Source organism: Sorangium aterium (assembly GCF_028368935.1).
Classification (GTDB): Bacteria; Myxococcota_A; Polyangia; order Polyangiales; family Polyangiaceae; genus Sorangium; species Sorangium atrum.
Genome location: NZ_JAQNDK010000004.1, coordinates 1,757,187 through 1,775,157, shown reverse-complemented (window position 1 = coordinate 1,775,157; position 17,971 = coordinate 1,757,187). Strand labels below are relative to the sequence as shown.

Genomic DNA, 17,971 nt, shown 5'->3' with positions numbered 1-17,971 from the left:
TTGCTCGCCCCCTTATCGGCGGCGATGCTCTGGTCCGCGCCCGCTCGCCCCGACGAGCCGCCGCAGCTCTCCTGGGACAAGCCGGTTCGCTGCATCCGGTCGCCGGACGGCGGCGCGGTGCGCGTTCAATGCGAGCCAGGCCCGGAGGGCGAGCGCTGCCTCATCGCGCCCGATCACCTGGCCTACGACGGCGGCGCGCTCGACAAGGTGCAGCCGTGCAACGTGGTTGAAGATGCCTCGGCCTACCGGGCCCTGACCGCGCGCGGCGCCCGCCTCGTCGCCGCGATCGCCGAGGCGCCGCCGGGCTACGCACGCTCGGCCGACGGCAAGGCATTTCAGGTCAAGTTCGATCTCCTGAACCGGCTTTACCTGGGCGCGTCCTGGCTGCCCACGTTCCATGGCAACAACGGGCTCCCCGTGCCCGCGAGCTTCCCCCTGGGCCGCGGGAGGGCCGAGGCCGGCATCCACGTGAGCGTGCTCTCGACGCGCTCCCGCGCCCGCCATGACCTGCGCATCCTCGAGGGATCGGCGACGTTCGACGATCTCGAGCTCTCGGGGGTGCTCCTCAGCTACGATTACCAGCACCTGCACCGGCGGCCGGCCCACTGGCTCAGCACCTTCGTCGGTAAGCCGCGGCTTTACCCGATCTCGCCGCGGATGGGCTGGGGCTTCCGGGTGGTGTCGGTGAACGACCGCCCTCCCGCGCGCCGGGACACGCTCGACGTGGAGTTCGGCGAGGTCCATCTCGCGTGGAATCCGTGGCAGTCGAACGACATGTACAGCCATGTCCGGTTCGAGGCGGGCGCCGATCTCGGGGAGTACTGGGAGCACCGATCGGAGATCGACGACGGCCTGGACACCGGCGCTCTTTACGTTGGCCCGACGGGCGCCATCAAATCGCGCTTCAGCCTCGGCGAGGGCGGCCTCCACGCGCTCTCGACCGCGTTCACCTACCGGCGCCCGAGCATCGCGGCCGGGAGCGGGAGGGGAGCGGCGATGAACCGCATCGAGGCCACGATCGCCTACGAGGGCATCCTCCTCGCGATCAACGATCAGCCGATCTCGCTGCGGCTCGCCGCGATGGGGGTGAGCCGCAACGACCTCGACAGCGACGTTCGCGACGTGGAGGTCAAGGCCGCCGCGGGCCTGCGGGTGTCGTTCTGGGCTCCCCCACGGGTGTTCGAACCGATGCCCGTCTTCGAGGACCCGTGACGGCTCGGCGCCGCTTCGCCGCGCTGCTCGTCATGGCGGCGGCCGCGGCGCTCTCCCCGCGCGCCGGCCGCGCCGAGCCTGCGCGCGAGGAGAGCGAGCGCGCCGGCGGAGGCGATACCGCTGTTTCCGAGGAAGGCCGGCGCTTCCGCGTGCGCTTCGACCCGGCGAGCCGGGTGTGGCTCGGCGTCGCGTCCGCGCTGCACCGGGGCGCGGGCGGGGCGATCGAGATCGAGCCCGAGATCGACGCGGGCCTGTCCTACCGCGCGCGCAGCGTCACGGGCTCCGGGCCGGGCCGCGTGATCTGGCAGTCGGATCACCGCGTCCTCGCCGGCCGGGTGTCTCCGACGGGGCAGGCGCTCGACGGCGTGCCCGCGCTCGACGGCGTGCCCGCGCTCGACGCGGCGCTGTACGGCGCATCGTTCCTGCGGCACGACGAATCGCCGCGGGTGGTCTTGCCGATGTCGCCGCCCATCGCGGTCCCCTTCCCCTTCGACATCGGCGTGGAAGCCGAGGTGGGCCGGGTGAGCATCCCCTCGATCCCGCAGCGCCGGGGCGACGGAGCGCCGGCGCCGATGGTCCGGCTCGGCGTGGCGCGCGCCACGGCGATCCTCGATCCGTGGCGCACGGGCGAGGCGGGCCGCAGCTTCGAGATCGGGCTCGGGGTCCGTTACGATGTCGACGCTTACTACGCCGAGTCCCCCTCTCCCCACGCCGCGCCCGCGCGCCGCACGCTCGGTGAGCCGAGGGTGGTCCACCGGATCGCACCCATGACCGCAGGCTCGCTGCGGCTGCGCCTCCAGAGCGGCGACGGGCTGACGGTCTTCGATGGTCGAGGCGACGTGGTCCCGCACTGGACGAGCGAAGGGCGCTGGCGTGTCCTTGTGCGCTCGGCCGCGCACGCCGAGAGGATCCTGGCCGCGATCGACGATCAACCCATCGCCGCGGTGCTCGAGGGCGAGTACCGGCTGCTGCCGCCCGCCCTGGATGTGCAGGCGGTCCACGATCTGCGGGTGAGCCTCGGGCTCGCGTCACGCTGGCGCTGCGTTAAGGCGACGACCGGGTTGAAACCGCCTGACGACCGCGTCTCGCCCCCGCGCCCATCGCCCGCGGCGCGCCGCGGGCGATCCTTTGCAGCTCACCGCCGCACACCTCGCTTCGGATGAACCATGGCGCTCGCGCTCGTCGTGGGGTTCCTGCTCGGTTATCTCGGATCGATCCCGGCGGCGGGGCCGCTGGCCGTCTTGCTGGTGGCCGCGGCGCTCGCGGGGCAGCCCCGGCGTGTCTTGATGCTCGCCATCGGAGGCGCCTTTGCCGAGGGGCTCTGGGCGCTCGCCGCGGCGCGCGGGCTCGGGTGGGTCCTCGAGGCGCACCCCGCGATCGATCGCGCCCTGCGAGCGGGCGGCGCGGCGCTCGTCGTGGCGATGGGCCTCGCCCTGGCGCTCGCGCCTCGGCGCGCCTCGGAGGCGCCCTCGTCCGGGCGCGCGACATCGGCGCTCCTGACCGGGTTCCTCCTCGTCGCCTTCAATCCGTCGTTCCTGGCGTCGTGGATCGCGTCGTGCGCCGTGCTCCGCGCGTACCCTGCCCTCGCGCCCGCGGTCGCGCCGCCCCACGCGGCAGCGCTCGCGGTGGGCGCCGCCATGGGCGTGGTGAGCTGGTTCGCGACGCTCGGGCGCTTGCTGGCGCGCTACCGCGAGCGGCTCGGCGCATGGCACGGGCGCCTGGTGCGCGGCCTCGGGTGGACGCTGGTGGCGCTCGGGCTCGCGGGGCTCCTGCAGCGGCTCGCGTGAGATCCGTGCGCTGTGTGGACGCCGGTCGCGCGCACGCATAACGTCGTCCGGATGGGGGTAGGCGCCGGCAGCCTGCGTCGTCCGGTCGTATGAACGCCCTTCCCACCCCGGCATCGGACCGCGCGGCGAGCCCTCGGTCGCGCGCCTCGGACGCGTCGCCGCGCGCGATCTACCGCAGGCTGCGGGCCGGCGAGCCGGCCCCGGAGGATCTCGCGGGCGAGCCCGCGCTCGAGGCCGCGGCCCCCGACGGCATCGAGGCGTTCTTTGCGGCCCTGACCGCGCTCCGCGACGAGGACGAGCGATGCGGCGCGCCCGGCGACGAGGGCGAAGGCCCGGCGCGGGTCCTGCTCGGCTACGCGCCGACCGCGCTGCTCGACGGGTGCTGGCTCGCCGCGGCGGTGCGCGTGCGCCACGCGGACAGCGCGCTCGGCGCGGCCTGCCTCGACGCGTTCTGTCTGGAGTGCGGCGAGGGCGACCCGGCGCGGCACCACGGCGCCCTGTACGGCGCCGCGCTGGCCGCCGCGGGGCTCGCGCTGCCCGATCTCGGGAGCCCCGCATTCGAGCGCTCGGTCTGCCTCGCCGACGCGGACTTCGCCCTCGCGATCCCGGGGCTCCGCATTGCGCAGCTCGGGGCCGCGAGGCTGCCCGAGGCGCTGGGCCACCACGCGGCGGCCACGGTGCTGGGCCCGCCCGCCGCGGTGCGCCGGGCCGCGTCGCGCGCGCGCTGCGACGGCCTGTATTTCGCCGAGCACGCAGAGGGCGCGGAGACGGCCCGCCGGGCCCGCGATCTCGCGCGACGGTGTCTCGAGGCGCACGCCGCTGGCGGGGCGCCGGACTGGCCGCGCGTGTGGCGCGGCGCGTGGTCGCTCTGGGCCGCGCGGCGCGCGTGGCTCGCGTCGCTCCGGCCCGCCGCGGCGCCGTCCGCGTGGGAGGCGATGCTGGCGCTCGTCGAGGCGAAGGCGCGCCACGCGTTCGGATTTCACGGCCGCGTCCGGCTCGACGGACAGGCGCTGGACGGCGCGCTCGATCCGGCGCGGCTCGACGCGCGCGGCATCCTCCTGCGCCTCGCGCGCTCGCCGTGGATCGTGCCGGGGAGGCCCGACGAGAGCCCGCTCGTCACCCGCTCCGTGCAGTTCGGCGGCCCGATGTTCGGCGTGTTCACCGACGCCGAGGTCGACGTGATGCGCGCCTGGATCCGCGCGCTGATCGAGGCGCCGGAGCCTCCGGCCCCCGTCCGCGCATCGCGCGGCGGGGACGAGCGCGCCGGCTCGCCGCGCGTCGATCACGACCACGACGGGGCCTCGATCGACGGGAATCGTCGAGGATCCACCCCTCGCGCGGAGGTACGCGCAGGGCTCCCCCTGCCGGAGCTGTACCACCGGCTGCTCTGCGCCCGCGGGCCCGGGGACGTGGACCGCGACGCGGGCGAGCTCGCGCAGGCGCACGTCGAGGCGGTGCTGCGAGAGGCGCACGGCGAGGTGTCCCCCGCCCGGCTCGCCGCGGATGGGCGCTGGCCCTGGTCCGCCGCGGGGCTCTCGCGCTGGGTCGACGCGCGGCTGCGCGAGCAGATCTTCGAGGAAGGGCACGCCCACGCGCAGTCCACGGCGGGACCGCATGCGGCCCCACGCCCCGCGCGCGGCCACACGCAGCCCACCGACGACGCGGGCATCGCGCGAGAGCTCACGCGCGACGAGGCCGTCTGGCTGCTCACCCAGCTCGCGCCGGCGGCCGTGATCGACGGCGCGTGGCTCCAGGGCACGACGGCCCCCGGCGCGTTCCGCACGACGGTCGCGGCGCTCCTGCTCCGGATCTACCGCGACGAGCTCGGTGCGGGCGTGCCCGCCCAGCACCACGGCAACGTGCTGCGCAGGGCGCTCGCGGAGCAAGGCGTGACGCTGCCGCCGTGCGACGCGCGCGCGTTCATCGAACGGCCCGACCTCCTCCCGCAGGCGTTCTCGATGCCCGTGCTCTGGCTCGCGTTCGCGCAAGGGTCCATGGAGCTCTGGCCCGAGCTGCTCGGCCTCAACCTGGCCATCGAGATGGCCGGCATCGGCCGCGGGTACGCCGTGGCCGCCGCGATCCTGCGGCGCCACCGGATCGACCCGTACTTCTTCGACCTGCACAACACCATCGACAACGCCGCGTCGGGCCACACCGCGTGGTCGATCGAGGCCATCACCCGGTTCATGGACGCCTGCGCGGCGCCCGGCGACGCGCTCGCGATCGAGCGCGCAACGCTGCGGATCTGGCGCGGGTACGCCGCGTACGCGCGCGCGAGCCGGCCGCTCGTGCGCGCGGTCGCGGTGCGCCTCGGCCCACGGCTCGGCTGGCGCTGGCTCCGGCGACATCTGCTCGGGGACACGGGGAGGTAGCGATCGATCATGTGCGGCATCGTCGGAGCGCTGGATCTCGCCGGGCGACGCACGTTCGATCCGGCGCGCCTCGACCGCATGGCGGCGAGCGTGCGGCACCGCGGCCCGGACGACGGCGCCTCCTTCTCAGCGCCAGGGATCGCCATGGCCACGCGGCGCCTCGCCATCGTCGACGTCGCGGGCGGCCGCCAGCCGATGGCCGACGCGAGCGGTCGCGTGTGGGTCTCGTACAACGGCGAGCTGTTCAACCACGCCGAGCTGCGCCGCGAGCTCGCCGCGCGCGGGCACGCGCAGCGCACGCGGTGCGACACCGAGCTGTGGCCCGGGCTCTACCTCGACGCGGGCGAGGGCGCCTTCTCCCGCGCGCGCGGGCAGTTCGCCGTGGCGCTCTGGGATCGCGAGGAGCGCACGCTGCTGCTCGGCCGCGACCGGATCGGGATCTGCCCGCTCCACTACGCGGTGGCGGACGGCTGGCTCCTCTGGGCCTCGGAGATCAAGGCGATCCTGGCGAGCGGGCTCGTGCGCCCCGAGGCCGATCCGGCGGGGATCGACCACGTCTTCTCGCTGTTCGCCGCGGGCACGCAGCGGACGTGCTTCCGCGGCGTGCGCTCGATCTGGCCCGGGCACTACCTCCGCGCGCAGGGCGGCGCGGTGGAGCAGCGGCGCTACTGGGACCTGGATTTCCCGGCCCAGGGCGAGGAGCGGCGCGTCGCCTCGCTCGACGCGCTGATCGAGGAGACGCGCGCCTGCCTGCGCGACGCCGTGCAGCGTCGCCTCGTCTCCGACGGCCCGGTGGCGACGTACCTGAGCGGCGGGCTCGACTCGACGCTGGTGCTCGGCCTCGCCCGGGAGGCCCGCGGCGACGCGCCCATCGCGTCGTTCACCGTGGGCTTCGACGGCGCCGGGCCCGACGAGCGACGCCGCGCGACCCGCAGCGCGGCGCGCCTGGGCGCACGGCTCGAGACCCTGGTGCCCTCGCCTGCGGAGATCCTCGAGACCCTCCCGCGTGTTGTGGAGGCCGCAGAGGGCCCCGTGATGGACACGGCCGACGGGTGCGTGCTCCTGCTGGCCGAGCGCGCCGCGCGCCGGGGGTTCAAGGTCGTGCTCACCGGCGAGGGCGCGGACGAGGCGATGGGCGGCTACGTCTGGCACAAGACCCACCGCGCCATGGAGCGCCTCGCCCGCGTCCACGCAGCCTTGCCGCGCGCGATCCGAAGAACGCTGGCCGAGCTCGCAGCGCCCGGCACACCCGCGCCCACGTTCCAGGACCATTTCGGCGACGTTCGCCCGAGCCTCCTCGACCTGTACGAGCCGCTCTCCCGCGCGCGCTGGCTGTTCTATTCGGATACGATGGCCGAGCGCGTCGCGGGCCACGATCCGTTCTCCGAGCTCGACATCGCGCCAGCGCGGATGCGCCGCTGGGATCCGCTGAATCGGTCGCTCTACGTGGAGTACAAGCTGATGCTGGCCGGACACCTGCTGGTGGGCAAAGGCGACCGCGCGGCGATGCGCTCGGGCGTGGAGCACCGCTACCCGTTCCTCGACGAGGCCTTCGTCGAGCTCTCCAGCGGCCTCTCGCCCCTGTACAAGCTCCGCGGGCTGCGGGAGAAGTGGCTCCTGCGCGAGGTGGCGCGGCGGGTGCTCCCGCGTGACGTCGCCGACCCGCCCAAGGGGATGTTCAAGGCCCACGCGCTCTGCGCGCTCGGGCCCCAGCCTCGCTGGATCGCGCAGCTCGTGAGCCCCGAGTCGCTGCGAAAGACGGGCTATTTCTCGCCCGCGAAGGTCGCGCGCGAGCAGCGCTTCCAGCGGATCCTGCCCGCGCTCGCCCCGCGGCGGATCGTCGCCGACGGGAGCTACACCGCCGTGGTCACCACGCAGCTGTGGCACCACCTGTTCCTCGGCGGCGGGCTGTGCGAGCTGCCCGCGTGGTCGCCGCCGGCGCCCGCGGCCGGCCCGGCGCCCGCGGCCGCAGACGAGCGCGCGGTCGCGTCGATCGAGAGGACGGTCCCCTCGTGAGCCTCCAGCTCTCCGCCGATCCCGCGCTCCCCGGCCACGAAGGCAGCCCTCGAACGCCGCTCCACGACGGAGAGGCCGCCGCGCGCGAGGACCGGCTGCACGCGGCGGTGCGCCGGCGCTGGGACCGCATCGACTGGACGCGCCCGATCCCGGCCGATGCGCTGGTGATCCCTGAGGCGCACTACATGGACGTCGCGGGCCTCGGCCTCACGGAGCGCCAGCGCGTCGCGATCAACCGGCTGTTCGCGTGCTTCACGTGCGAGCTGTTCATCCACTTCGAGGGCTACGTGATCCGGTACCTCGAGCGGTCGGCCCACCGCGCGCCGTACCTGTCCGCGCCCGTCATCGCCCGCTTCGTCGCCGAGGAGCGCACGCACGCGGAGATGTTCCGCCGGCTCCTGCACAGGCTCCGGCCGGATCTCTACCCGACCGACGCGGCGCCGCCGCGCTTCCTGCGCTGGGGCCGCGGCGACGACGCGGCGCTGCGCCTCGCCCCGGCCGGCACCTTCTTCCTGCTCGCGTGGTACTTCGAGGAGATCACGCTCTTCGTGCCGCGGGCGATCGAGGCCCGGCCCGACCAGAGCGCGGCGCTCGTCGCCGAGATCATGGCCCTGCACGCGCGCGAGGAGGCGCCGCACGTCGCCATCGACGAGCGCGTGCTCCTGCACCTGAACGAGCGCTGTCCGCGCTGGCTCGCCGCGATCCAGACGGCCCTCGCGCTGCCCTTCCTCGTGTACGTCGACGGCGTGGTCGGCGACGCCTGGCGCCGCCTCGTGGCCGCGGCCGGGAGCGAGCTGGGCCTCGACGCGTCGCAGCGGCGGCGGCTCGGCGGGCGCGCCCCGACGCAGTCCGATCGCTGGGGCACCGAGAGCTTCACGCGCAAGCTGGAGGGCCGCGGGCTCGCGGGAGCGCGGCCCCTCTGCTGGGCGCTGCGCCGCGCGCTGCGCGCGGACGCCGCGTGAGCTCCGGGCTCGCGTACATCGGCGACAGCCACGGCATCCTCTCCGCGTGCCGCGACCTCATCGAGGCCGCCGAGCGGAGCGTCGTCCTGCAGATGTACCTCTTCGCGGCGAACGGCGACCAGACGACGCTGCTGCCGCGCCCGGGCGCGTTCCCCTACGCCGACACGGTCGCCGACTGGCTGATCGCCAAGAAGCGCGCGCGTCCCGACGCGACCGTCGTGGTGATCCTGGACAGCAACACGCCCGCGAACCCCGCCCTGACGCGCCGCCGCGGCGCGCTCGTGCGGAGGCGCCTCGCGGACGCGGGCGTCCTCGTGCTGAACGCCTGCCTGTTCGGCGCGCGGTTCGACCGGCGCCGCCGGCTCCTGCCCCGGATGAACTTCCACCTCGACCACGCGCGCGTCGCGATCGAGGACTGGGTCGAGCACCAGAACCGCTGGCAGGTGCTGCACAACGTCGAGGACCACCGGAAGAACCTGGTGATCGACGGCGGGCGCGCCGGCGCGATCACGTCGCACAACTTCATCGACGCGGCGTTCGACTGGCACGAGAACCTGTTCTGGCTCACGGGCGCCGTGGCCCGCCGGCTCTGGCGCGTCGCGATGGCGGCGATCGACGAGGCGCTCACCCTCCCGCAGGCGATCGGCGACGAGGGCCGCGCCGCGCTCCACGCGCTCGTCGCAGGCGCCGCGCGCGCCTCGCACGCCGCGCGCGGGCCCGACGATCCCGGGACGGAGGTCGCCTCCCCGACGCCAACGCTCGCGCCGGTGCCGGGGTACGCCGGCGGCCTGCGCGTCCCCCTCCCCCCGCCCGGCGCGCTCACCGTCGCGGGCGACGAGACGTGCGCGCTCGTCGAGCACGAGGCGATCCGCGCGCGCCTCACGGAGCTGTTCGACGGCGCGGCGGCGGGCGACGAGCTCCTCGTCGCGACGACGTACCTCTCGGACCTGCCGGTGCTCGATGCGCTCGAGCGCGCGGCGGCGCGCGGCGCCCGGGTGCGCGTGCTGATCGACTCCATCGACGCGCTCCCGCTGCCCCCAGCGGCCGCGTGGCTCATCCGCAACCTGGTCAACCACCACGGGATCACCCGCGCGATCGAGGCCGAGGCGCGGTGGCCCGACCGCTTCGCGCTGCGCGTGCACGACTCGCGCGGCGGGGCGATGATGCACCTCAAGACCGCGGCGCGGCTGGGCGCTCGGCCGATGCTCGTGGGCGGCCAGGCCAACTTCACGCCCAACTCGTTCTCGCGCGCCTGGATCGAGACCGACCTCGAGACCCGCGATCCGGCCTTCGTGGCCGCGTTCGCTGCGCACTTCGAGCGGCTCTGGGAGCTGCCCGCCTCGCGGCGCACGTCGAGCGGCCCGGGGTCGTGGACGCGCTCGGCGCTGCTGGGCGCGTTCGAGCTGCTCGGCCTCCGGCCCTGACGCGCTCAGCGGAGCATGCCGATCACCAGGGCGGCGATCGTCGCGTCCGCGACGATGTGCGCGAGCACGGGCGCGAGGAGCCCGCGGGAGCGCTGCCGCAGGAGGCCCAGCATCACGGCCCAGCTGCCCGCCAGGAAGACGCCGAGCAGCCCCCGCGGGAACCCGTGCGCGTGCTGCGCGCCGAACGAGGCGGCCTGCAGGACCACCGCGACGCGCGCGCCCCACGCCGCCGCGAGGCTGGGCTGGAGCACGCCGCGCCAGATCACCTCCTCCAGCGTGGCGTTCAGCACGGCGAAGACCGCGCCTCCCGCGATGAGCACCGGCGTCGACACCTGGAGCAGCTCCGAGCCGGTGATGTCGCGGAGGTCGGGCCGGGCGAACGCGAGCCACCCGACGAGCGCGACCGGCGTGACGCCGCCGACGAGCGCCGTCCAGCGCTTCGGGAGCCCGCCGGCCGCGCGCCAGCCCTCGGGCGGACGCAGCGCGGGCGCGAGCCGCGAGAGGCCGGCGTAGGCCGCGAGCGCAAGGACCATGGCGAGCTGCCAGACGACGCCGAGGCGCATCGCCACCACGATGCACGCCACGAGCGCCGCGACGGCGCGCGCCGGGCCCTGCGCCACGCGGGCCGCGAGCAGCGCCACGAGGGCCGCGGCCGCGGCGGCGGCGAGCGTCGCCTTCGGGAACGCGGGCGCGTCGAGCGCGGCCTGGAGCGCCAGGAGGCCGAGGGAGACCAGGCTCAGCGCGCGGTCGGCGCGCGCCTTCGGCTCGGAGAAGGCGGACGTGGGCTCTTGCATCGGGATCGCGCGGACGAGTCCGATCTACCTGGTTCCACCCGGCGGAGGTCCGGACAGGGATCCGGCCAGAGAGTTCAACGCAAAGACGCAAAGGCGCGAAGGCGCAAAAAAACAAATGTGCATTTTTGCGTCTTTGCGCCCTGGCGCCTTTGCGTTGAACTCTCTCCGCTCGCGAGGCAGATCCCTGGCGGGGTTCCGACCCGCGGTAACTACTCGCGCGGCACCAGGCGCGACAGGACGACCCCCGGGATCGACGCCGCGAACGCGATCGCGAAGAACGCGGTGAACCCCACGCTGGCGGCCAGGTAGCCGCTCAGGCTGCCGGCGAACGTCGCGGAGACCGACATGAGCGCCGACCCGATCGCGAAGTGCGACGACTTGTACCCGTCCACGCAGCGCCGCATGAGGAACACCGCGAGCACCGCCGTCCCGACGCCGGCGGCGAGCTGCTCGAGCGTGACGAGCGCGACGAGCCACGGGAGCGCCGGCCGCGCCCACGCGAGCGCCACGTACAGCAGGATCGCCGAGCTCTGCACGAGCGCGATCGGGAAGATGGTCCGCGAGAGCCCCCACCGCTTGATGATCACCCCGCCGAGGATCGAGCCGGCGATCGAGGCGACCGTCCCGACCCCGCCCACGTTGCCGCGCGCCGCCGTGTCGAGGCCGAGGCTCTTCAGCAGCGGCGACGACATCGCGAACATGAGCGCGTCGCCTGCCCGGTAGCAGAGGATGAACGCCAGGCTCGACGCGATCTTCGGCTGCCGGAGGTACGCACGGAACGGCTCGACGTAGCGCCGCAGCCCGGTCGCTCCTGGCGCGGCGCCGGCTCCGGGCGTCGCGGCCGGGCGCGGAAGCCCCGCGGCGTGCGCGATCGCGAGCAGCGCGAGCCCGCCTGCCGCGACGCCGAACGCCGCGCCAAAGGACGCCCAGCCCGCGAACGCCACCAGGAGCGCGCCCGCGAGCAGCGCGAGCCGGTACGCGCCGACCCGCAGCCCGGAGAACGCCGCCTGCGCGTCCTTGTCGAGCGCCTGCAGGTAGAAGCCGTCGACCGCGATGTCGTGCGTCGCCGCGGCGACGGCGACCGCCCCGAACAGCGCCGCCACGAGCCAGATCGCGCCGCTGTGCGCCGCCGCGGCGAGCCCGAGGACGATCGCGACGAGCGCGATCTCGGCCCCGACGAGCCAGCGCCGCGGGCTGCCGTGGAGGTCGACCAGCGGGCTCCAGAGGAACTTGAGGTTCCACGGGAGCCCGTAGAGCGACGTCAGCCCGATGATCTCCAGGCTCGCCCCCGCCGCCGTGAAGAACTCCCCCGCCACCTTGTGCGCGATCGCGTAGGGCAGGCCCTCGGCAAAGTAGGTCGACGAGATCCACAGGCCCCGGCCCGCCCCGCCCGCCGCGGCGTCGGGCGCCGCCGCCACGCCGGACGACGCGGCCTCGCCGGGCGCCTCCGAGGAGGCGCCACGCCTCGGCGGCTCCGCTCCCTGCTCGGGCAGCGCGGCGCGCGCCGGGACCGCGGGCTCGACGGGCTTGTGGGATGTAACGGCAGCCTCCACGCCTTCTCCGCACCCTTACACGATGCGCCCCGGGACGGAGCAACTTCCGGGACGCCCGACCGCCGCGCCCGACGGCGGAAGCAAGCACGACGCCGTGAGGCCGCGACGCCGTGAGGCGGCGAGGACGCAGCGGACTCCATCGCGAGCGACGCTGTGGTATCGGTCCGGCATCTGGTTTAAACGGTGAACTGCATGCGACGGGCTCACGCTCCCTCGGTGTCCCCCTGCCGTCACGGCGGCGACGCCGATCGTGGCGCTTCGTGCCGCTCCGGCCGTGCGGCCGCGCTCGCGCGCGCCGACCTCGCGCCGACCCGGCCGGCGCCTTGCCCATCTCCGGTCTTTCCGAGGGAGCCAGCGTGAACGAGTACACCCGGCGCGAGGAGGTCCGCGCCACCTTCATCGCCTCGGCCATCCTCGTCCTGTGCATCGCCGTGGCGGTCCTGCGGCTCGTCACCGTCGAGGGCAGGCTCATCCCCGACCCGGGCGCGCGGCGCCAGGCCGAGGAGTCCGAGGCCCGCGTCGCGCCCGCGCGGGCGTGCGCCCTCGCCGGCGAGAAGCTGATCGTCGAGATCGACCTGTTCAAGGCGGCCGCGAAATCGGCGCGCATGCCCGACCCGGGCCAGGCGCCCCCCGCGCCGCCGCCGCCGGCGACGACCACGAAGGGGCGCGCGCCGCGCAACGCGCCGCCGCCGCCGAAGCCCAAGGAGCCGGACAAGCAGGGCGCGTGGGCCTCGGCCCAGCCGCTCTACAAGCAGGCCAAGACCCTGGCGGGCTGCCGCGAGGCGACCGAGGCGCTCCTCGGGGCTCGGGTGAGCGCCATCCCCGCCTGGGAGGCCATCGTCAAGGCGGCCGCGATCACGCCGCCCGGCGCCGCGGAGGCCGAGCAGTTCGAGGCGGCGAAGCAGCTGCTCTCGCTCCTCGGCGACATCCCGGCCGACAAGGTCGCGCAGGCCACGAAGGACGCCGAAGCCGCGTTCAAGGCGAGCGCGGAGCGCGACCGGGAGCGCGCGCTCACCGCGATGGTCCGCGAGGCGCTGCCCCAGGGCGTCTTCTCGCGGCGCGTGGCCGTGAGCGTCGGCGTCGGGCTGACGGTCTGCGCCCTCTTCATCAGCTACCTGGGCGTGCGGGCCGCCTCGATGCGCCGCCTCGCGACGCTGCTCCCGCTGCGCGACGCGGTCCGCAGCGGGCGCCCAGGCATGCAGGCCGCGGAGATCCTGAAGACCGCCGCGGCGCACAACAGCGGCGAGCCCGGCCTCGTGATCGGCGCGGCCATCGGCGGGTTCTCCGCGGCCCTCCTCGCCCCGCGGGACGCCGACCTGTTCGTCGCCGGCGTCATGGCGGGCCTCCTCATCGGCCTCGGCGCGCAGTGGGCCTTCCGCCTCGCCCTCGGCGCGGGCCGCTGGCGCGCCCGCACCACGGAGCTCGCCGAGGTCGAGAAGCCGGCCATCCCCATCGTGCTCGTCCTGAGCGGCGTGAAGCCCGGCCTCGAGCTCGAGTTCATCCAGTTCCTGCGCTCGCTGCCCCCCACCGACGCCGCGGCGGCGGTCGAGAAGCTCGCCTCCCAGGCTGAGGAGCGCATCCTCGCCGCCGCCGACGCGGGCGCCGCCCTCACCCAGGGGAAGCCGCCGCCAGGATGACGCCGGCAGCGTGACGCCGGCCGGCGCGGGGGGCGCGCCTGCCCCCTGCACGGCCACGGAACTCCCGCGGGGTGTCGCCGCGAACACACAGCGGCGGCGGCCCTGCACCGAGCGCTCGATCCGCACGCCGTTCCATGGAATGGAGGCGCTCCCGACATGAGACACCCCCTGCAGGCTCGCCGGCCGTCCGGGCGATGGGCGCTCCTCTCGCTGCTCGCCGCCACCTGGTGGCTCGCCGCGCCCCCTGCAGCGGCGCAGGACACGGCCGCTCCGAAGGCCGCCGCGCCGCAGGCCGACGACGCTCCGCCCGCGACGCACACCGCCGCGCTGCAGGCCGATGCGCCTCCGGCCGTAGCGCCGCAGGCCGACAGCCCTCCGGCGGCGGGCAGCGCGCCCCCGACGGACGGGGCAGCCGGCGCCGGCGCGCCGTCGGGCGGCGCTGCCGGCGCGGGTGGCGCCGGCGGCGCGGCCTCGGACGCTGGCCAGCGCAGCGCGGCGCGGCGCGACAGGCCCGGGGCGACGAGCAGCCGCGCCGCCCCCTCCAAGAAGCGCCGCGGGGACATCAACCCGTGCATGACGCCCGATCCGGGCTGGGGCGTCTACGACCCGTGGTCCCGCGCGCCCTCGATCGGGCAGATGATCATGCCCCACCGGGGCGGGGTCACGAAGCGCGGCGGCTTCGACGTCATCATCCACTTCCACGGCCACGAGGCGCTCCGGAAGGAGTTCGTGAAGACCGCCGAGGGCGCCGTCCTCGTCGGCATCGATCTCGGCATCGGCTCCGGCGCGTACTCGAGCGCGTTCTCGGCGCCGTACGTCTTCGAGAACCTGCTCGACAGCATCGAGCGCGCCGTCGCGAAGAAGACCGGCAAGAAGAAGGCCTACATCCGCAAGCTCGGCCTGTCGTCGTGGAGCGCCGGCTACGGCGCGATCGAGCAGATCCTGCGGCAGCCGGCCGGCAAGCGGGTCGACGCCCTCGTGCTGCTCGACTCGCTCCACGCCGGGTACGCCGACGAGCAGCAGCACAAGCTCAAGGTCGCGCAGATCGAGCCGTTCATCGCGTTCGCGAGGCGCGCCGCGGCGGGCGAGGCGTTCATGTTCATGAGCCACTCCTCCATCCTGCCGCCCGGCTACGCGTCGACGGCGGAGACGGCGAACTTCATCGTGCAGCAGCTGCGGGGCAAGCCGAGGGGCTCCTCCCGCGCCGACGTGCTCGGCCTCGACATGATCCAGCGCTTCGACCGCGGCGATTTCCACGTCCGCGGGTACACCGGCGACGACAAGCCCGATCACTGCGCCCACATCGGCCTGATGGCGGACGTCGTGCGGATCCACCTCAACCCGCGGTGGAAGTCGCCGCGAGGCCGGCGCTAGATGGGCGGCATCGGCGTCATCATCAACCCCCGCTCGCGCCAGAACCTGAGCGATCCCCGCGCGGCGGTCCGGCTCGCGCGCGCGCTCGGCGACCACGGCGTCGTCCGCGCCGCGCGCTCCCGCGAGGACCTCGCCCGCATCGCGGAGGACTTCAGGAAGCTCTCCATCGACGTGCTCGGCATCTCCGGGGGAGACGGCACGAACCACGTCACCATCACCGGCTTCCTCGACGTCTACGAGAACGAGCCGCTGCCGCCGATCGCCTTCCTGCGCGGCGGGACGATGAACACCGTGGCCAACGCCGTGGGCGTCCCCCGCGGGCGCCCCGACGGCCTGCTCGCGGGGCTCATCGCCCGCTACACCGATCGCGGCCGGGACCCGCTGCGCTGGGTCGAGCGCCACGTGATGCAGATCGGCGCCCACTACGGCTTCATCTTCGGCACCGGCTGCGTCCACGGCTTCATCGCCGAGTACAACCGCAGCGAGGAGCGGAGCGCGCTCTGGGCCGCGAAGGTCCTCGCCCGCGCGAGCGCCGCGGTGCTCCTCAACACGGGCACCCAGGTCGCCGCGCGCTGGCAGGGCCGCGTCCACTTCGAGGACGGCTCGGCGTTCCCGGACCGCGACTACCTCGCCGTGGCCGCCGGCACGGTGGACCAGATCGGCCTCGGGTTCCGCCCGTTCCACCGCCACGACGAGCGCCCGGAGAGCTTCCACATGCTGGGCATCCACACCTCCGCGCTCGGCTTCGTCAGGAAGCTGCCCGACATCTGGCGAGCGCGGCCGATGGGCGAGGCGCACACGTTCGAGAAGATCGCCCGGCGCGCGGTGCTCGAGGCCAGGTCGGGCGTCGTCCACTACGTCTGCGACGGCGACGTGCACGAGCACGCAGGCCCGCTCCCCGTGCGCATCGGCCCGCGGGTGAAGATCCTCGTGGAGCACAAGTCCGGCCATCGCCCCGCCCGCGCCCGGCGCGCGTCGCACGATGTGTGCACCCGCGGCGAGCGCGCGCATCCCTGCGGAATCGTACGCTGATCATGCACGGATCACGCGCTGACCCTGCGCCGCCGGCGCGCCGGCGCGCGGGCAGGCAGCGGCGCGCGGGCAGGCAACGACAGACGGGTGCGCGAGACCATGGCTGTGGGAGGCCAGCAAAGTTAGACTGCGATCGCTCCATGCCGCCGCGCTCCATCTCCGCGCCCGCCTCGTCGACGGACTCGACCCCGCGGCCCGAGAGCGCGAGCCGCTCGTTCGCGGCTTCTGCGGCGTTCCCGCGCGGCAGCGCTCCGGGCTCGCTCGACCCGGAGCTGCTCGATCCGTCCCGCGTGACACCGCCCCCGGAGGCCAGCACGCCGTCGCCCGCCCCGGGACGGGCGGCGCGGCGCATCTACCGCGAGGGCGACGTGATCGGCGGCAAATACCGCCTGCGCTACGTCCTCGGCGAGGGCGGCATGGGGATGGTGTGGCTGGCCCACAACGACGTCCTCAACATCGACGTCGCCATCAAGTTCATCCGGCGCGAGGTCAACTCGACCGAGGCGACGGTGCGCCTCCACCAGGAGGCGCGCGCCGCCGCGCGGATCGATCACCCCTCGATCGTCCGTGTGATCGACTTCGGGGAGTCCGATCACCGCGACCCGTACATCGTGATGGAGGTGCTCCGGGGGGAGCAGCTGGTCGAGGCGATCGAGCGCAAGAAGCGCTTCTCGCCCACGGGGGCGCTCCGCATCCTCCTGCCCATCGCGAGCGCCGTCGCCGCGGCGCACGACCGGAGGATCGTCCACCGCGATCTCAAGCCCGAGAACATCTTCCTCGTGAAGAACGATCGCGGCGACATCACCCCGAAGATCGTCGACTTCGGCATCGCCAAGGTGTGGAGCGAGACGGCGAGCGGCGAGATGACCAAGGCGGGCACGGTGCTGGGCAGCCCCGATTACATGTCGCCCGAGCAGGCGCGCGGCATCACCGACGTCGACGGGCAGACCGACGTCTGGGCGTTCGCCGTGGTGCTCTACGAGACGATCACCGGCCAGAAGCCGTTCCAGGGCGGCAATTACCACGACCTCGTCGCGGCGATCCTCGTCAAGGATCCGACGCCGATCACCGCGCTCGGCGTGGGCGACGAGGCGCTGTGGGCCATCATCGCGCGCGGCCTCGGGAAGGAGCGCTTCAACAGGTGGCGGACCATGCGCGAGATGGGCGTCGCGCTCGCGCGGTGGGCGACCGAGAACGGCGTCGTGGAGGACGTGACAGGGACCTCGCTCGCCATGCACTGGCTGAGCGACGGCGAGCAGCGGCCGCTCTCCGAGCGGCCTGCGGTGCGGGCGCAGCAGCGGCGCCTCTCCGAGCGGCCGGCGCTGGCGGCGCGGGCGCAGAGGAGCAGCGAGGACCACCTGGAGGCCGCTGTACACCCTGTACACCACGAGGCCGCTCGCCCGAGCGGGGACCGGCGGCGCGTCGCCATCGTCGCGGCGGCGGGGCTGGCGACGCTCTTGATCCTCGGCGCCGCGCTGTTCTCCCTGCGCGCCATGAACGCGCGTGACGGCAGCGCCGAGCCCGCGCCTGCGGCGCCGCCCGCTGCGTCGCAGGCCGCCGCCGCACCATCGGCCGCACAGGGCCCCGCGCCCGAGAGCCGCCCCGAGCCGGCGCGCACGGCCGAGCCGCAGCCCTCGGCCGGCGCGCCCCGCCTCGGACCGGCGGAGGGCCCCACCGCGAGCGCCCACGCGCGGGAGCCCGCGCCGGCTCCCCGGAGCGCCGGCTCGCGGCGGACCGCGCCCTCGCGGGCGGGCGCGAAGACCTCTGGCGCCGCCTTGCCGGTCCCTTCCCGGCCGAACTTCTAGCGT

Annotated in this window: 13 protein-coding genes; 11 read left to right on the top strand and 2 right to left on the bottom strand. The window is 74.8% G+C overall.

Annotation, left to right across the window (positions count from 1 at the left end; genetic code table 11):
• The 7 genes from POL72_RS38165 (at window position 1) to POL72_RS51040 (ending at window position 9,773) form a co-directional block, all read left to right on the top strand.
• Window positions 1–1,212 carry a hypothetical protein gene (locus tag POL72_RS38165; protein ID WP_272101752.1) on the top strand — a complete coding sequence of 404 codons (1,212 nt, stop codon included), beginning with the start codon at window positions 1–3 and terminating at the stop codon, window positions 1,210–1,212.
• A complete protein-coding gene (locus POL72_RS38160) occupies window positions 1,209–2,375 on the top strand; it encodes a hypothetical protein (protein WP_272101751.1) in 1,167 nt (388 codons plus the stop codon). Before POL72_RS38165 ends, POL72_RS38160 begins: the two co-directional genes overlap by 4 nt.
• A 3-nt stretch (window positions 2,376–2,378) precedes the next feature.
• On the top strand, window positions 2,379–2,999 hold the full coding sequence (locus POL72_RS38155) for a LysE family transporter (RefSeq protein WP_272101750.1): 621 nt from the start codon (window positions 2,379–2,381) through the stop codon (window positions 2,997–2,999).
• 89 nt (window positions 3,000–3,088) lie between these two features.
• On the top strand, window positions 3,089–5,371 hold the full coding sequence (locus POL72_RS38150) for an iron-containing redox enzyme family protein (RefSeq protein ID WP_272101749.1): 2,283 nt from the start codon (window positions 3,089–3,091) through the stop codon (window positions 5,369–5,371).
• 9 nt (window positions 5,372–5,380) lie between these two features.
• Window positions 5,381–7,387, top strand: a complete 2,007-nt coding sequence (asnB, locus tag POL72_RS38145; RefSeq protein ID WP_272101748.1) for an asparagine synthase (glutamine-hydrolyzing) — start codon at window positions 5,381–5,383, stop codon at window positions 7,385–7,387.
• Complete coding sequence (locus POL72_RS38140; protein ID WP_272101747.1) at window positions 7,384–8,349, top strand: diiron oxygenase; 966 nt, start codon at window positions 7,384–7,386, stop codon at window positions 8,347–8,349. Before asnB ends, POL72_RS38140 begins: the two co-directional genes overlap by 4 nt.
• Window positions 8,346–9,773, top strand: coding sequence for a phospholipase D-like domain-containing protein (locus POL72_RS51040; protein ID WP_272101746.1), 1,428 nt, complete (start codon window positions 8,346–8,348; stop codon window positions 9,771–9,773). Before POL72_RS38140 ends, POL72_RS51040 begins: the two co-directional genes overlap by 4 nt.
• Before the next feature lie 5 nt (window positions 9,774–9,778).
• Here POL72_RS51040 and POL72_RS38130 read toward each other — a convergent pair whose 3' ends face one another.
• Window positions 9,779–10,567 (bottom strand): CPBP family intramembrane glutamic endopeptidase, encoded by a 789-nt coding sequence (locus POL72_RS38130; RefSeq protein ID WP_272101745.1) that lies wholly within the window; start codon window positions 10,565–10,567, stop codon window positions 9,779–9,781.
• 209 nt (window positions 10,568–10,776) lie between these two features.
• The gene (locus tag POL72_RS38125) at window positions 10,777–12,120 is read right to left on the bottom strand and encodes an MFS transporter (RefSeq protein ID WP_272101744.1); all 1,344 of its coding nucleotides are present in this window, start codon (window positions 12,118–12,120) and stop codon (window positions 10,777–10,779) included.
• Between the two features lie 356 nt (window positions 12,121–12,476).
• On the opposite strand from POL72_RS38125, the gene POL72_RS38120 reads away from it, so the two are divergent.
• The 4 genes from POL72_RS38120 (at window position 12,477) to POL72_RS38105 (ending at window position 17,968) form a co-directional block, all read left to right on the top strand.
• Window positions 12,477–13,757, top strand: a complete 1,281-nt coding sequence (locus tag POL72_RS38120; protein WP_272101743.1) for a hypothetical protein — start codon at window positions 12,477–12,479, stop codon at window positions 13,755–13,757.
• Window positions 13,758–13,913: 156 nt separating this feature from the next.
• Entirely contained in the window at window positions 13,914–15,131 is a 1,218-nt protein-coding gene (locus POL72_RS38115; RefSeq protein WP_272101742.1) for a hypothetical protein, read from the top strand.
• Window positions 15,132–16,163, top strand: coding sequence for a diacylglycerol/lipid kinase family protein (locus tag POL72_RS38110; RefSeq protein ID WP_272101741.1), 1,032 nt, complete (start codon window positions 15,132–15,134; stop codon window positions 16,161–16,163).
• A 140-nt stretch (window positions 16,164–16,303) separates the two neighbouring features.
• Window positions 16,304–17,968, top strand: coding sequence for a serine/threonine-protein kinase (locus POL72_RS38105; RefSeq protein ID WP_272101740.1), 1,665 nt, complete (start codon window positions 16,304–16,306; stop codon window positions 17,966–17,968).
• The last annotated feature ends 3 nt before the right edge of the window (window positions 17,969–17,971 follow it).

Coding starts and splice junctions, on each gene's coding strand:
- POL72_RS38155 (WP_272101750.1), top strand. CDS start 2,379: ATGGCGCTCGCGCTCGTCGTGGGGTTCCTGCTCGGTTATCTCGGATCG.
- POL72_RS38150 (WP_272101749.1), top strand. CDS start 3,089: ATGAACGCCCTTCCCACCCCGGCATCGGACCGCGCGGCGAGCCCTCGG.
- asnB (WP_272101748.1), top strand. CDS start 5,381: ATGTGCGGCATCGTCGGAGCGCTGGATCTCGCCGGGCGACGCACGTTC.
- POL72_RS38130 (WP_272101745.1), bottom strand. CDS start 10,567: ATGCAAGAGCCCACGTCCGCCTTCTCCGAGCCGAAGGCGCGCGCCGAC.
- POL72_RS38115 (WP_272101742.1), top strand. CDS start 13,914: ATGAGACACCCCCTGCAGGCTCGCCGGCCGTCCGGGCGATGGGCGCTC.
- POL72_RS38110 (WP_272101741.1), top strand. CDS start 15,132: ATGGGCGGCATCGGCGTCATCATCAACCCCCGCTCGCGCCAGAACCTG.
- POL72_RS38105 (WP_272101740.1), top strand. CDS start 16,304: ATGCCGCCGCGCTCCATCTCCGCGCCCGCCTCGTCGACGGACTCGACC.